This window comes from Moorella sp. E308F (assembly GCF_006538365.1).
Taxonomy (GTDB): domain Bacteria; phylum Bacillota; class DSM-521; order Neomoorellales; family Neomoorellaceae; genus Neomoorella.
In genome coordinates, this window is record NZ_BJKN01000003.1 from 289,187 (window position 1) to 305,397 (window position 16,211).

Annotated in this window: 9 protein-coding genes; all 9 read left to right on the forward strand. The window is 49.8% G+C overall.

Annotated features, from left to right (window positions below):
• Window positions 1-748 precede the first annotated feature (748 nt).
• The 9 genes from E308F_RS14175 to E308F_RS14215 all read left to right on the forward strand — a co-directional run bounded on the left by E308F_RS14175 (window position 749) and on the right by E308F_RS14215 (window position 16,130).
• A complete protein-coding gene (locus tag E308F_RS14175; RefSeq protein ID WP_141265556.1) occupies window positions 749-2,056 on the forward strand; it encodes an O-antigen ligase family protein in 1,308 nt (435 codons plus the stop codon).
• Window positions 2,041-3,159: a glycosyltransferase gene (locus E308F_RS14180; RefSeq protein WP_253260485.1), complete on the forward strand. Its 1,119-nt coding sequence runs from the start codon at window positions 2,041-2,043 to the stop codon at window positions 3,157-3,159. Before E308F_RS14175 ends, E308F_RS14180 begins: the two co-directional genes overlap by 16 nt.
• A gap of 128 nt (window positions 3,160-3,287) precedes the next feature.
• On the forward strand, window positions 3,288-4,493 hold the full coding sequence (locus E308F_RS14185; protein ID WP_141265557.1) for a glycosyltransferase: 1,206 nt from the start codon (window positions 3,288-3,290) through the stop codon (window positions 4,491-4,493).
• 272 nt (window positions 4,494-4,765) lie between these two features.
• Entirely contained in the window at window positions 4,766-5,851 is a 1,086-nt protein-coding gene (wecB, locus tag E308F_RS14190; RefSeq protein WP_141265558.1) for a non-hydrolyzing UDP-N-acetylglucosamine 2-epimerase, read from the forward strand.
• A 38-nt stretch (window positions 5,852-5,889) separates the two neighbouring features.
• Window positions 5,890-7,146: a glycosyltransferase family 4 protein gene (locus E308F_RS14195; protein WP_141265559.1), complete on the forward strand. Its 1,257-nt coding sequence runs from the start codon at window positions 5,890-5,892 to the stop codon at window positions 7,144-7,146.
• A gap of 26 nt (window positions 7,147-7,172) precedes the next feature.
• Complete coding sequence (locus E308F_RS14200; protein WP_141265560.1) at window positions 7,173-8,522, forward strand: deoxyguanosinetriphosphate triphosphohydrolase family protein; 1,350 nt, start codon at window positions 7,173-7,175, stop codon at window positions 8,520-8,522.
• A 101-nt stretch (window positions 8,523-8,623) separates the two neighbouring features.
• Entirely contained in the window at window positions 8,624-10,570 is a 1,947-nt protein-coding gene (locus tag E308F_RS14205; RefSeq protein ID WP_141265561.1) for a GmrSD restriction endonuclease domain-containing protein, read from the forward strand.
• A 333-nt stretch (window positions 10,571-10,903) separates the two neighbouring features.
• Window positions 10,904-15,217, forward strand: coding sequence for an AAA domain-containing protein (locus E308F_RS14210; protein WP_172613969.1), 4,314 nt, complete (start codon window positions 10,904-10,906; stop codon window positions 15,215-15,217).
• A gap of 181 nt (window positions 15,218-15,398) precedes the next feature.
• Window positions 15,399-16,130 (forward strand): HD domain-containing protein, encoded by a 732-nt coding sequence (locus E308F_RS14215; RefSeq protein ID WP_253260486.1) that lies wholly within the window; start codon window positions 15,399-15,401, stop codon window positions 16,128-16,130.
• Window positions 16,131-16,211 lie beyond the last annotated feature (81 nt).

Here is a 16,211-nt window from a genome sequence, read left to right on the forward strand (position 1 = left end):
TTTTCTAGTAGGGGTTATATCGTTATGTCATACGAGAGGGTTTGTAGCATTGTTTCTCATAGGTATCCTGCTTTTACCTTGTGTTACAGTTTATGGTTTAACATTGCGTAGTGAGATGATTCTTATACCAGTGCTCTTTGGAATACTCTTGCTCCGGAGATCATTTTCTTTAGCCTTTCCCCGTGTCAGTTGGTTGCTCTTCAGCCTTTGGTTGTGGATTTTCTTAGTTTCTCTGATTGGAGTATTGACCGGAAGCGCAGACAGGATTCTGTGGGCTAACGTGTATGCCTATCTGAGGCCTGTGCTTGTCTTATTGATGTTTTACAATCTAGCCTTGGACCAGACGGGACAGGGGCGTCTCGGTATATGGCCCCTGAGGTATTTTATAGCGCATTTTTAAGCAATCAAGTAAGCGCCCAACCATTTGTGGCATAATCTCCAAAGTTAGGAGGCGAGCCCGTTGGCTGGTGAGGTATGGATGTATCAGTACGTAAAACAGAGAAGCACTGGAGGATTTTAGATGCACGCGGCGTGCCAAAAGTCAATATTAAATTCCTTTTGTGGTACACCGTGATCCTAGTCATTTGGATTCCTGCTCTACCATAGCTTTATATAAGAGGCGGCAGGGTATATGCGCAGAATTGAAGAGAAAATTATATAAAGTTCAGGCTGCTAACTTGAATGATGTACGGCGAATGCTGGAAACCCAAATTATGGGAATGCCTATATCACGGGAAGGATTGAATTGATGAGTATAACGACCTTGGTATCGGGCTTGGGCACTTTTCTAGTAGTATTTACTTCACTGCATCAAGTGAGGCGATCCGCCGTATTGCTTCTTTTGGTCATCCTGATGGCCCCCTATCTAAGCATTTTTGGCTTGGACTTCCGCACCGAAATGATTCTTTTACCCACTCTCTTTGGGGTCCTTTTATTGCGTAGATTTTATTTGGGCTTGGCTATCCCTTCCGTGATCTGGTTGCTCCTAGCCCTTTGGTTATGGCTCTTTACGGTATCCGCGATTGGTATAATGAGCGGAGTTGTAGACAGCGTTTTGTTGATTAACGCTTACGCTTTTGTAAGACCCATTCTGATAGTGTTAATTTTCTTCAATCTGGATTTATCGCATGACGACGCTTGGCGCCTGTTACGCTATTTTGCGTACACGGCTATACCTTTAGGATTACTTTCTATTGGCCAGAGCCTAGGAATTCCGCTGGCAATAATACTAACGGTGGAAGGTTATACTTCGGCATTTCGTACTTCCGTGGCAAATCTACTAGAAGCTACGGGAACAATTCTACGTTCTACTAGCATCTTTGAAAGCCCTGTCTACGCTGCCGTTTATTTTCTACTTGCCCTTGGTACGGCCCTTCTTTGGCTAATGGTACCTCCAGAAAAACTAAACCATAAACAGAGACTTTTTCTAATAATTTCCGTCCTTTGTGCAGCCGTGGGAGGTTTACTAACGTTATCTTCAACTTTCTTCGCAGGAATAAGTTTACTCATAATATGGTTGATGTTTCGTTTGCCCATACGTAGAAAAATCAGGTTTTTGCTTATAAGTATAGTTTTCGCGGTACTGCTGGCTTTTATAGTGAGTTTGCTGGGTAGTCACGAATCTCGCCTTGAGGGCTCTTTATCCTATCAGGTTTCACGAATAGTAAACCTTACCTTATTCGATACACGCTACGATCCAGAGAGAGGATTTCTTGCTAACGCTATTAAGGCGATTTTGGAGCGGCCCCTTACGGGCTGGGGTTGGAGCAGATTAGAAGATGTGTTTGTTGGCGATTCAATTTACGTAGTCTTGGCCTACTACGGCGGTATAATCGCTCTTGGGTTGTTCCTTATAGCTTTGTTCTTTATAGCTCTTGCTGCTCTTCGTAGCGGTTTTTTGGGAGAGATTCTTTTGTTGTGGCTTGTGGTGTTTTTGGCAACTGGTTTAGGTAGCCCTTCTTTTTTTATACCTAGACTAGGGGAATGGTGGTGGGCGCTTGTTGGTATTGCATTAGCGGATAATAGCCGCAGGAGGAGAGTATGTTGCATAAAATAAAGGTACTCCACATCATTCCCAACTTTGGCGCGGGCGGAGCTGAGCGGCTTTTGGTAAACCTCCTTGAGGCCTTTGATCGCGAGCGCTTTGAAGTGGCGGCCGTGAGTCTCTACCCCGAAAGCGTGACGATATTGGAAAAAGAGATTAAGAAGAAGGAGCTTAAGGTATATTTTCTCAATAAGCGCCGAGGGCTAGATCTGCGGATAATACCCCAGCTTAATTCCCTTTTTCGTTCTTTCCGCCCCGATGTTATACATACTCATCTATATGTGTTGCGCTACACTCTGCTGCCAACACTTTTTTGCAAAGTTCCGGTGCGTGTCCACACGGTCCACAATATAGCTCAAAAAGAAGTAGACTGGCTCGGAAAATTAGTGCACTGGATTGCTTTTCGGTTAGGGGGCGTTGTGCCTGTTAGTATCTCACAGGAGGTGGCGAACACCGTTCGGGATATATACGGGCAGGGTATTAATACGCCGTTGATCTACAACGGGATCCCCACTACGCGTTTTGTTTCTAAAGCAAGGCGAAATAATGCTAAAAGTGAAAAGGACGTAGTATTGCTGCATATAGGGAGGTTTGCACCTCAAAAGAATCACAAATTACTTATAGAAGCGTTTGCGCTGGCTGTTAAGGAATATACAACGATGCAGCTCTGGCTTGTAGGAGATGGCCCTTTAAGGCGAGCAGTGGAAAGGCTTGTCAAGGAGAGAGAATTGGAGGAAAAAGTCTTTTTCCTGGGTATACGGGATGATGTGCCTGAGCTCTTGGCAGACTCTGATGTATTTATTCTTCCATCCGACTGGGAAGGGGTGCCGCTGACTGTGTTGGAAGCAATGGCGGCCGACAAGCCGGTAATTGCCACTGCCGTTGGGGGTGTTCCGGAATTGGTAGAGGATGGGGTGACTGGGATTCTGGTGCCTCCTTGTAATTCCTATGCACTAGCACAAGGAATCCTGCGTCTCGTTAAAAACACGGATCTCCGCCAACGCATGGGTAAAGCGGCGCAAAAACGGGCTCTTGAGCGATTTGACATAACCCGGACCGCCAGAGAGTATGAAGCCTTGTATTTGAAGCTCTTGAGGGAGTGTGGACGGGCATGACGCATCTAGCCAGTTGAGTTTCGGGATCGTTGGATTACTTACCAACAGGTTTGGAAAAATCGGGTTAGGGCGCTTGGCGTTAAGGTAATTCAGAAGCTGCGGGAGCCGGGAGAGGTGGTGATCGTCAGGTGAAAATTGCTTACATAACAGCACATGCTCCGTTCGGGCGGGGGGAGACCTTCGTCCTGGAGGAGATGCTCGCGATGGCCGAACTTGGTGTTGAACTCGTCATTGTGCCCCGGAATCCTCCAAAAGAAGTTTTCCACGATCTGGCCCGGCAGCTTTTGGACCGCGCGATATGGCTGCCCTTATTCAACTGGCGAATTTTCCTCTCCTTTTTGAAAACGGTGGCTTTGAATCCTCGCTTGTGGAGGATTCTAGGTAGAATTTTACGTCATTCGCGAACGCTGAAGATCCTGGTTAAGAATCTTGCTGTTGTCCCCAAAGCGGTGTTTATCGCCGGTTTGCTGCGTCAGGCCAGAGTGGAACATATCCACGCCCATTGGGGTTCGACCACGGCCACTATGGCCTGGATAGCGTCGGAACTCACGGGTATTCCATGGAGTGTCACCCTCCACCGATGGGATATTGCGGAGAACAACCTGCTCAGATTTAAAGTAGAACGGGCGGCTTTTGTGCGGTGTATTTCCGAGGACGGGCGGCGCGAGGTACTGTGTATTGTAGGCGAAACGTATCAAGACAAAGTGAAAGTGCTGCACATGGGAGTCCGGCTGCCTGACACGTTGCTTCCGCAATTCCACCCATCGCGACCCGATTTTGTGTTCGCCTGCCCGGCCAATCTTGTGCCCGTAAAGGGCCATCGGTTTCTAATAGAAGCCTGTGCGCTGCTGCTGGAAACAGGGATTCGCGACTTTCGATGCCTTTTCATCGGGGATGGTCCCCTTGAGGCTGAAATTCGCCAGCAAATCGCGCAACTTGGATTGGAGGAGGTTGTCAGTCTCGTTGGCCGTCTGCCCCATGGGGAACTATTGCGGATGTATGAAAGAGGTGAAGTGGACGCGGTGGTCCTCCCCAGTATAGTCACTGGCGATGACGAGAGGGAGGGTATCCCGGTAGCTTTAATGGAGGCCATGGCGTATGGAATCCCTGTGGTTTCCACCAACACCGGCGGCATACCAGAATTGCTCTCAGACGGTGCCGGTATAATTGTAAGGGATAAAGATGCGCGGCAGCTAGCTGGTGCGGTGGAAAGACTTATCAAGGACGAAAAGCTGGCCAGGGAGATCGGTGAGAAAGGGCGTCGAAAGGTTGATGAAGAGTTTAATCTCCATAAGAATGTAAAGCTACTTTTGCAGAAGATCAAAAGCAAGTAGCAAAGAGCTGGGTGGCTTGGGCGGGCAGAGACCTATACCGAAGCTTATGCTAGCGTAGTTCCTGTATTTTCGGGTGAAGAGATTCAAAACCCTCCTGGCTCGATTGAGAGAACATATTACCGTTCGAGAAATTAATCAAAAAGTTCGGCTGGCTCGCTAACGGGGTTTGTTCTCAGATGGTATTGTGTATATAGCTATGTTATGACTTAATTTCACAAAAGCGATAAGATCCTTTTAATGAGTAATTAGGTTAAAGCACTTCTGGAGGCCCTATGAAAATAGTAACCATCGTTGGTGCCCGGCCACAATTTATTAAAGCTGCCGTAGTTTCGCGGGTATTACGGTCAGTATCAAAAGCACGTGAAATCCTGGTTCACACAGGCCAGCACTACGACGAGAAGATGTCAGACATATTTTTTAAAGAATTAGAAATCCAAAGGCCAGATTATCACTTGGGCGTCGGGTCTGGTTTCCACGGCGCGCAGACGGGCCGAATGCTGGAGGCCGTGGAGCAAGTGCTGCTTGAGGAAAAACCCGATTGGGTACTGGTCTATGGCGATACCAATTCTACTCTGGCCGGAGCCTTGGCTGCGGTGAAGCTCCATATTTCGGTTGCCCACGTGGAGGCTGGCCTGCGCTCCTTCAACCGCCGGATGCCCGAAGAGATCAACCGGGTGCTTACCGACCATGCTGCGGACATGCTGTTCGCTCCTACCCGGGCGGCGGTGGAGAACCTGCGCCGGGAGAGTATTTCCGAGGAACGGATCCACCTGGTGGGCGATGTGATGTACGACGCCGCGCTCTACTACGGTGAAAAGGCGCGCCGGGAAAGCCGTGTGCTAGAAAGGTTGGGGTTGAAGCCGGAGAGCTATATTCTGGTCACCATCCACCGGGCCGAAAATACCGACACCCCCTCAAGGCTTCAGGCCATCGTGGAAGGCCTTTGCGAGGTGGGGAAGAGTATTCCGGTAGTTTTCCCCGTACACCCCCGTACCCGCAAGGCCCTGGAGCGCCACAGGCTCTTTGATGAGGCCGTGGCCAGCTTGCGCCTGATCGAGCCGGTGGGATACCTGGATATGGTGATGCTGGAGCAGAACGCCCGCCTCATCGCCACCGATTCCGGCGGGGTGCAGAAGGAGGCGTTTTTCTACCGGGTCCCCTGCGTGACCCTGCGGGGTGAAACAGAATGGGTGGAGATAGTGGAGCTGGGGTGGAATAGATTGGTTTATCCCCATTCTGCTAATGCGGTCGCAAATGGGATAACGGAGGGCCTTGCCTCCACCGGGGGAATGGAGGGAGAGCCTTACGGGAACGGCCGGAGCGGGGAATTAATCGTACAAAGACTGCTCGCCGTATGAGATAACTAAACAGAATTGAGCGAGGTTCTTGTAAGCCTATGAAATATGAAACACGTACAGTGTGGATCCTTAATCACTACGCCATCAGCCCGGACATGGCCGGCGGCACCAGGCATTACGACCTGGCGCGGGAACTGGTCAGGCGTGGATATGAAGTCATCATCTTTGCTTCTGGCTTTGATCATGTTACTCATAAATATGTAAAAATCAAAAAGGGTGAGGGTTTACGGGTCGAAGACCATAACGGCGTGAAGTTTGTGTGGCTGGAGACGAGCCCTTACCAGGGCAATGACTGGCGTAGGGTTTTGAATATGCTTTCTTACGGCTTCAGCCTTTTGCGGTATAATAAAAACTTTAAGAAGCCGGAAGTGATTATCGGCTCATCCATGCACCCCATCGCTCCTTTGGCAGGGTGGTGGCTGGCGAAAAGGTACCGGGCGCGGTTTATTTTCGAGGTTCGGGACCTGTGGCCGCAGACGGCGGTCGATATGGGCGCCATGAAAAGAAACGGCGTGATGGCCCGGCTCCTTTACGCGTGGGAAAAGTTTATGTACCAGAAGGCGGAAAAAATAATCGTCCTGTTACCGAATGCGGGTGAATACATAACCGGGAGAGGCATCAGGCCGGAAAAGATAGTCTGGATACCCAACGGCGTCGATCTAAAAAGGTTTGACAATGTCAAACCCATTGATCCGTCGTCACCGGCGGCAAAGGCTTTTGCTGAACAAAAGGATATGTTCAAAGTTGTTTACGCCGGCGCCCACGGCCCTGCCAATGGGCTCGATACCTTGGTCGAGGCGGCGGCCTTGATGGCTGGTATTGATCCTGGCGTCCACTTTTTTTTAATCGGCGATGGGCCGGAAAAAGGGCGGCTGGTCCAGCTGGCGCAGGAAAGGTCCGCCGCCAATATTACTTTTTTGGCGCCTGTGCCCAAAGATGAGGTAGGGGCTGTATTAAGGGAGGCGGATTTATTATTACACTGCTTGAAAACTATGGAGGTATTAAAATACGGCGTAAGCCCGAATAAGCTTTATGACTATTTAGCAAGCGGTAAGCCGGTCATTATGGTTAGCAATGCAAGCAATCAAATAATTAGGGAAGCCGGCGCCGGTCTTGTTGTGGAGCCGGATAACGCTGAAGCGTTAGTCTGGGGCATTCTCCAGATTAAAGAAATGCCTCCCGAAGAAAGGAAGCTCCTGGGTATTAACGGACGCTCATATGTGGAGCGGCATCACAGCATGGAAGTTCTGGGAGAAAAACTGGCGCGGGTAATAGAAGAAGTGATTCGGAAATAACTTTTCTGAGAAGGAGGTTAAGTGATATGAACCAATCAATTAAGGCTTTACGTGGTGAAGAATTATTAGCTGCGATGGATGAAAAGTTGGCGGATTATGCTGTAAAAAATAAAGATTATACACCTTCAAGTAGAATAATGGAAGAAGAATTAATTAAAGATGATACAAGAACGCCATTTCAACATGATAGAGATAGAATAATTCATTCTCGTGCATTTCGCCGCTTAAAAGGCAAAACACAGGTATTTCAAGCCAATCTTGGAGATCATTATAGGACAAGGCTTAGCCATACATTAGAGGTTGCTCAAATGTCCCGTTCAATAGCTCGTGTTTTCAGATTAAATGAAGATTTAACAGAAGCTATAGCCCTAGGACACGATTTAGGGCATCCGCCTTTTGGTCATGCTGCGGAACGTAAACTTAATCATATTTTGCGAGGAAAAGATAAAAAAGAAATATGCCCCTATGATATTGGCGGCTTTCGCCATAATGTAAATAGCTTAAAGGTAGTTGACTTTTTTGAACGTTATCATGGTAATTTTCCCGGTTTAAACCTTACAAATTGGACCAGAGAAGGCATATTAAAACATACCTCTCTTATTGATAAGGATTATAAGGAACGAGTATTTGATACAACTTTAGATATTTCGACATTACATCCTGAAGTGGACACACCTTGTTTCCTTGAAGGTCAAGTTGTTGCATTGTGTGATGAAATAGCTCAGGTTACTCATGATTTAGAAGATGCTTTTCGAGCAAAAATGATGTCAGTAAATTCTTCTAAATTGCTTGATATAGATATATACCGTCAAGCTTACGAGATTGCTCAAACTGAAAAATTAAAAAATGATATTGACGAATATAACTTAAGGGTTCGATTAATACGCAATCTTATCCGCTTACTAATAAATGATGCGGTTAGTGCAACGGAGGAGAATATAAAAATCTTTAATCCTGGTCGTCCAGTCAATGAACCAATTCGGGCTAGATTAGTAGTACTTAAACAAACTGCTAGTCAAGTAGAAAAGTTAAAAAAAGTACTTGATGAAACAATGTATGATTCATATGAGGTTGCTCGTATGGATATTAAAGGTGATCTTTGTGTTGAGAAACTTTTTGAAGCTTACTATAAGGAACCCGCCCGTATGCCAGACTATGTTTTTCGAAAATATAATGATGCCCTTGAAGTATTCTCCAAGAAAATACAGGAAAAGCCCAAAGTTACATTATGTCGTGAGAATTTACATAAAAAAATAGAAGATATCAAAAAGGAAAAACATCTCAATGAGATATTCCTTCATACAATAGCAGAGCATATAGCAGGAATGACAGATCAATTTGCTTTTAACGAGTACCGTCAATTGTTTCTACCTTAAGCAAAATACTTTTTCAACCCTTTAAACCTTGAAGAGGGTACCGAGTTGTGTAATTTTTTTGCAGTAGTGAGTGATGATTTTGGGAGAGGGGATGACACCCTTTGAAAATCGCTACCATTCTTGACCAGATCGATCTGGGAAGCATGGCCCTGCCTGAGTTTCAGCGGGGGTACGTGTGGAACCGCGATCAGGTGCGCGGGCTGATGCAGTCCCTTTACCGCCGCTATCCCATCGGCAGCCTCCTGGTGTGGGTCACCCGGTCGGAGGGGGCAGCCTCCAGGGGCGACCAGGCTCCGGCCCCGGGAGTGGTTAAACTGCTCCTCGACGGCCAGCAGCGGATAACCACCCTCTACGGCATCATCAGGGGCAGGCCGCCCCGCTTTTTCGACGGCAACGCCCAGGCCTTCACCGGCCTCTACTTCCACCTTGAGGACGAGACCTTCGAGTTCTACATGCCCTCCAAGATGAAAGGCAATCCCCTCTGGATCAATGTAACCGAGCTGATGCAGAACGGAGTGGGCGAGTTTATCAGCCAACTTTACGCGCATCCGGAACTGGCGCCCAGGATGAAGACATACATCCAACGCCTCACAGATATTGATGGTATCAAAAACATCGACCTACACGTGGAAGAGGTGACCGGCGAGGATAAAACCATTGACGTGGTGGTGGACATCTTTAACCGGGTCAACAGCGGCGGCACCAAGCTCTCCCAGGGCGACCTGGCCCTGGCCAAGATATGCGCCGCATGGCCGGAAGCCAGGCAGGCCATGAAGGAGGTGCTTGCCGGCTGGGAAAAGGCCGGTTTCCATTTTAACCTCGACTGGCTACTGCGCAATATTACCACCATCCTCACTGGGGAGGCATCTTTCTCGTCCTTAAAAGATGTAGATACACAAAGGTTCCAGAATGGCCTTACCATGGCGCGGGATACTTGCAATTACCTGTTGAATATGATTTCCGGCCGCTTAGGTCTCGACCATGACCGGGTCCTGGGCGGGCGCTATGCCTTTCCGGTGATGACCCGCTACCTCGTCCTGCGGAGCGGGAAGCTGAAGGATGCCAGGGAACGCGATCGCCTTTTATACTGGTACGTCCACAGTTTCCTCTGGGGCCGCTTCGCCGGCTCTACGGAAACTGTTTTGAACCAGGACTTGAAGGTGCTGGAGCCGGTGGACGGTGCCCTGGACCGGTTGATCGAGCAGCTCCGGCTCTCCCGGGGAAGCCTCACTATCCGGCCGGAAGACTTTGCCGGGTGGAGCCTGGGTGCCAGGTTTTACCCCATGCTTTATCTTTTGACCAGGGTGTGCGGCGCCCGGGACTGGGGCAGCGGCGTGCCCCTTTCGGCTAATCTCCTGGGCAAGCTTAACGCCCTGCAGGTGCACCACATCTTTCCCAAAGCCCTTCTCTATGAACACGGCTACCAGAAGGCGGAGGTCAACGCCATTGCCAACCTTTGCTTCCTCACCCAGGGTGCCAACCTGGCCATCAGCGACAGCAGGCCCGAGGTTTATTTAGAGGAAGTAGAAAGAAGGTTCCCCGGGGCGCTGGCCTCCCAGTGGGTGCCCCTGGACCGGGAACTCTGGCGGCCGGAAAACTACAGGGAGTTTCTTGCTGAGCGGCGGCGCCTCCTGGCAGCGGCGGCCAACCGGTTCCTGGATGAACTGTTGAATGGTTCGGCTGCAGCCTCGGTGGCGGTCAATTACTCAACGGTCCTCAACCCGACGACTGCACCCGTTCCGGTGGAAGACGATGAAATTCGAGCCTTGATTGAATGGGTGAAATTAAACGGCCTGCCCAAGCCTGAGCTGGATTTTGAAGTATGCAGTCCCACCGGAGAGGTTCTGACCGTGGTGGACCTGGCCTGGCCCGCCGGGGTTCAGGAGGGCTACAGCCAGCCGGTAGCCCTGGTCTTACAGGAGGATAAGGACCAGAATAAAATTCTCAATCAGGCAGGCTATCGCTACTTTACAAGCGTAAAGGACCTGCGGGCTTATTTGGAAACGCTGGTGGGTATCAGCACTGATCATGAAACTTCGGTGGTTTAGCCTGGTAAGATATATTTAGCGGGTCCCTGGAGAATTATTCGCATTAGTCGGAAGATAGATAGGCAGAAAGCATAAAAGAAACTTCACCAGGCTCTATTTTCACCTGGAGGATGAAATTTTTGGGGGTCGGTAATGGTGCAGCAAGTCCCAAAAAACCGTCAGCTTCTTGCTTTTCTAAAAAACTTTGCGACCCTTCGGCGGAAGCGCGTTACAGTTTATGGGAGCGGGGATAGGGTTCTGTGGCTGGCCGATCTTCCCCACAATTTACCTTCCCGTTGGAAGGATGCATATAGGTCAGTTTTTAGCGCGGATAATCCGGATGAGATACCCGACTTGTGGCTAGAGATCCGTAAGAAGCGCAGGCCAAACCCACCGCCTGTCCCGGAAGAAATTAAATGCTGGCTTCCGGAAAAGTTTCTAGATAAACCGGAAGAATATGTCGGGAGGAACACAGAAGATTTACTTGGCTTGCTGCGCGAGAAGATCACCGTGCTTACCCCTAAAAAGAGCCTGGAGCCTTATGCACCACCCGACCAGCCTTTAATAGTGCCTCAAGATGTTCTGGAGGAGCGACTTTTGAAAGATCATCCGGAAGTGGAAGAGGCATGGCTCGAATATTTGGTAAATCATTGGGAATCCTGGGCACAAGAAGTGCACATTTGGCAGGAAGTGCAGCGAGTTTATGAAGACGTGGATTTTATGCGCCGGCGCCTCGAGGAAGCCGAGGAGCGCTACGAACTGGTGCTCGCGGTAGGGCTTTTGCAGTGGCGCGATCCCTTTGACGTCACCATTAAGCGCCACCTCCTTACGGCTCCGGCAGAGATTTCGCAGGACGCTGCCCGCGGCATACTCACAGTAACTCCTGCCGCTTCTTTTGACGGGTTCCGGATTGAGTTAGATATGCTGGAACTCCAGCACCAACCGGATCTGGGCCCTGTAAAAAAAGAACTGGAAGACCTACTTGAGGAACTGGATGTCAGGGTCTGGGACAAGGCCAAGGTAGGAAAAATCTTGCACGTCATTGCCAACCGGGCAAGCTCGGATGCTTGGGTGGATGAGGAAGGGTGGAAACCCCTTGAGCGGGTAGATAAGACATTCCGCATTGTTCTTGCACCAGCCCTGGTCTTGCGCGAACGGCGCCCCACGGCATACGATGAGCTAATCAACCGCTTCCTGGAGGCATCAGAAAACGAACAGCTTTTTTCTCCGACGGGGCCCTGGAAGCAGTTTGTTGCCGAAGGCGAAGCTTCAAGCGGTTTGGACGAAGTGGTGCCTGCAGACGATACCGTATCCGGCAGCGGCGGCGATCGCCTCTATTTTCCTCTTCATACCAACGAGGAACAAATGAAGATAGCCGAACGCCTCAGGGTACGGCCATATGTTCTCGTCAAAGGCCCTCCTGGAACGGGGAAGAGCCACACCATAGCTAATCTCATTTGCCATCTTTTAGCTTCGGGAGAGCGGGTTTTGGTGACGGCCCACGCACCAAAGGCTTTGGCTGTGTTGCGTGAACTCCTGCCGGGCGATATTCCGAACCTCTGCGTCATGGCCTTCGGGTCTACGCGCGATGATCAAAAGCTCTTAGAAGACAGCATTCGCAGGATTCTTGCGCGGAAGAATGAGTGGAACCCTCAGTGGGCGCAGCAGGAAATAAAAAGACTCGATGAGGAATTGTCAAGACTGGAGGAAGAGCAGGCAATAATCGATGGCCAACTGAGGCAATATCGTGAGGCGGAGACGCACTGCCACACGTTATTTGGCGGCTACCAGGGTACGGTAGCACAGATTGCAAGGCAGCTGGAGCGCGATCAAGATACCTATGGTTGGTTTCCGGATGTTGTTAGTCCTGATAGCCGGTGTTCGTTGCAGGCCTCTGAGTTGGTATTCTTGGCCGGGGTTCATGGCTCGCTTACAGAGGAACGCTTAAATGAGCTTCATTTGGAGGTTGGTGACTTTCCGCTTCCCGATCCTGAAGCATTCCGGCAGGCCCTAGAAGCCCTATCTGCTGCCGAACAGAGATCGCAAGCCCTTTGTAAGGCAGTAGAGCTGGAAGAGCTTGGCCGGTTACAGCATTTTCCGGATGCCGCCTTGGAGAACTGTAAGGCGTTTTTAAACACTCTCGAAGGGGAAATTATACGAGCCGCTCGTGTGTTCGGTAAACTCTCAGGGGAAATACTGAAAGACTTGCTTTCAGGTCAGGAAGTACGATGGCTGAGGCTTATCCAGAACCTTGAACCGTTACTTGCTCAAATCAAGGCAGCTTGCGAGAAGTTGGGAACTGCCCGGGTAGAGCTGCCAAGAGAGGTGGAACGGTCAAAGCTTTTGGGGGATGCCCGGCGGCGCCTTGAGCATTTCAGAAGGGGTGGCCGGCGGGGCTTTAGTTTTTTTGCTCCTCAAGTCGTGCGCGAGACACGCTATGTGGAGGAGAGCTGCTGGGTGAATGGGGAGGTGCCGCGGGAGCCCAGCTTGCTTGAAATTCTAGTAACGTTTCTTGAATTAGAGGCGCTCATCCAACAGTTTTCCGCCACCTGCCCTGAACTGGCTAATTTAATAAACCAGCCCGACCTCCGGGGAGCGGCTCAAATCGCTGAAGAATTGGTTCGTGAACTGGCCTGCCTGCTCAGGTTGTTTGAAGAACAAGAGCAGCATCCCCTGACGATTATCCCCATTCATGAAAGGGTCTTGCTTGTCGAAACCGGTGAGCTCCGGAAGTGGCTTGCGCTCCTTGAAGCGGAAATGGCCCGGCGGGCAGCGGAGCGGGCTAAAGAGGCACCCGCAACCTGGCTGGGGAATATTCGTAGCTTATCGGAAGGTAATTTGCATCCCTGCATGCACGAGCTGGCCGGGGCAATTGCAGAACGTGATGTAATTAAGTGGAAGGCTGCCTGGGAGGCAAGGGAACGTTTTAAGGAAGAAAAAGAGCGCTTTAACCGCTATCAGAAACTGGTCAACCGGCTGGAACAGGAATGTCCCGGCTTGAAGAGCCTGTTGCATTCTAATTGCGGGAATCCTGAATGGCGGGAGCGAATTTTGCGGCTTGATCAGGCCTGGGCCTGGGCCGCCGCCCGCGCCTGGCTCCGTCAGGTAATCAATAAAGACAATTATAATGTGCTGACGGAGCAGAGAAAGCGAATTAATAAAAAAATCGAAGCAACAATTTTGCGCCTCGTGGAGCTCAGGGCCTGGAAATCCTTCTTTGACCGGTTGGACGATAGGACGCAGCAGAGCCTCATTGCCTGGCAAAAAGCTATGGCCCGTGTAGGAAAGGGGACGGGGAAGTATGCCTTCAAGCATCGTCGCGCGGCCCGCAGTTATTTGCTGGATTGTATCCAGAAGATTCCGGCGTGGATTATGCCTACCCATAAACTTTGGGATACAGTAACTGCTGAGGCCGGCATGTTCGATACAATCATTATCGACGAGGCTTCCCAGGCCGGAATTGAGTCGCTTATCCTACTCTTGCTTGGGAAGCGCATAGTGGTCGTTGGCGACGACAAGCAGAACAGCCCGGAAGCGGTCGGTGTTCTGGAGGAAGATATTGCCCGCCTGGCGCGGGAGCACTTACGAGATTTCCGCTTCCGGGAAGAATTCAGACCAGATACTAGTCTCTATGACCATGCTGAGCGGGCCTTTGGAAATGTAATTTCTCTCCGGGAGCATTTTCGCTGCGTACCGGAGATCATTCGCTTCAGTAACGACCTGTGTTATACTGATGCACCATTGATTCCTTTGCGTCAACCCCCGCCCGATCGGCTTCCTCCGTTGCAAGTTACCTTTGTGCCTGAGGGATTTTGCGAAGGAGAAGGGCAGCGACTTATTAATCGAGCCGAAGCAGACGAAATCGTGCGGACGATACAAAAGTGTCTTGAAGATAAGGCCTATAAGGGCAAAACTATGGGGGTTATTGTTCTTCAAGGTAACGCTCAAGCAGAGCTGATCGAGAGAAAACTTGCCGAAGTACTTGAGCCTAAGGAACGTGAGGAACGAAAACTCCGGTGCGGCGTACCGGCTACCTTCCAGGGCGATCAAAGGGATGTAATTTTTCTTTCGTTAGTGGTGGCGCCCAACCATTCGTACAGAGCACTGACCGGTCTTCCGGACCAGCGGCGCTTTAACGTTGCCATGAGCCGGGCCAAGGATCAGGTATGGTTGTTCCATAGCGTGCGACAGCATGAACTCAGCCGTGAGGATTTACGTTGGCGCCTCCTGCATTTCTTCTATAGTCCCGGCCAGGGGGCGCTTGAGGAACTCTATGAAGAGCGGGAACGCTTGGAACGCGAAGGGAGCCGGAGACCACGGCAGATCGGCACCCAGCCGGACCCCTATGAGAGCTGGTTCGAGGTAGACGTCGCTTTGGAGCTTCTACGCCGGGGTTACAGGGTACGACCGCAGTATGAGGTCTCAGGCTATCGCATCGATTTGGTGATCGAAGGATTGGAGAATCGACTGGCCGTAGAATGCGATGGCGATGCATGGCATGGTCCGGAACAATATGAACGCGATATGGCCCGACAGCGGCAACTCGAACGGGCAGGCTGGACCTTTGTGCGCATTCGCGAGTCGGAGTTTTACGCGAATCGAAGGGATGCTTTACAATTAATTGAGGAAGGGTGTAAGTGGCTAAAGATTCATCCCATGGAACTGTAAGACGAAAAGGTGTCCACCTAGCCGGGACCTGGGAAAGTACGGGAAAATAGGAGTGTTGGTTGAATTATAACAATAACGGCCGGTGGCGGCTATAATATTAAGCTTTGCGCTATGGTAATGTCTATGATCTGGAGAGAATCCCCACGGCGAGGCGGCCATTGTACAGGGCCAATGTATGAGAATGAAAAAGGTGGTATCAATTAAGTATTATGAGATACGAGATCCCATATTCGGCTTTATCACGATCAATGAATGGGAAAGGGAAATCATTGATCATTGGGCTTTTCAGCGCTTACGCCGTATTAAACAACTGGCCTGGACGGATATGGTATATCCGGGAGCCACCCACAGCAGATTCGAACATTCCCTGGGCGTGATGCATATTGCAACGCAGATGTTTGATTCCATAGTACATAAAAATGCCGAATTTTTGAAATCCGAAATGAATTTTACTGATGCTGGTTTCCAACGTGACCGGGTACTGGTCCGGCTAGCTAGTCTTCTACATGATGTAGGACATGCTCCCTTTTCCCATGCAGGAGAGGAGGTCATGCCTAAAAATCCCGCAACCGACAAGCCCTATAAACATGAAGCATACTCGGAAGCTGTTATTCGTTATTTGATGAAGGATGTAATTGAGAATCATCCTTTGAACCAAAATTATCACATTAAAGCTGATGATGTAGCTGATTTTCTCGCGGGCAAACCTTCGGTTCAGCGTAGCTTGATCTGGCGTAGTTTGATATCTGGCCAACTAGATGCCGACCGGGCCGATTATCTTTTACGGGATTCACTTCATATAGGGGTAGAGTACGGCAAATATGATTTGAAACGACTTTTAGTAACACTAACTGTAGCCTACGATGAAAATGGCGAACCTGTACTGCAATCTCCAGTGTTGTTAAAGGTTTAAATCCTATAAAACAAAGAAGGATTTATGTGCCTTTGGAGAGAAAAAAGGAAGCAGAAGACAAATTAAAAAAGTATCTTGGAG

Excerpts from the sequence above, each read along its gene's own strand:
- wecB (WP_141265558.1), top strand. The coding sequence starts at position 4,766 with ATGAAAATAGTAACCATCGTTGGTGCCCGGCCACAATTTATTAAAGCT.
- E308F_RS14200 (WP_141265560.1), top strand. The coding sequence starts at position 7,173 with ATGAACCAATCAATTAAGGCTTTACGTGGTGAAGAATTATTAGCTGCG.
- E308F_RS14215 (WP_253260486.1), top strand. The coding sequence starts at position 15,399 with ATGAAAAAGGTGGTATCAATTAAGTATTATGAGATACGAGATCCCATA.
- E308F_RS14175 (WP_141265556.1), top strand. The coding sequence starts at position 749 with ATGAGTATAACGACCTTGGTATCGGGCTTGGGCACTTTTCTAGTAGTA.
- E308F_RS14195 (WP_141265559.1), top strand. The coding sequence starts at position 5,890 with ATGAAATATGAAACACGTACAGTGTGGATCCTTAATCACTACGCCATC.
- E308F_RS14180 (WP_253260485.1), top strand. The coding sequence starts at position 2,041 with ATGTTGCATAAAATAAAGGTACTCCACATCATTCCCAACTTTGGCGCG.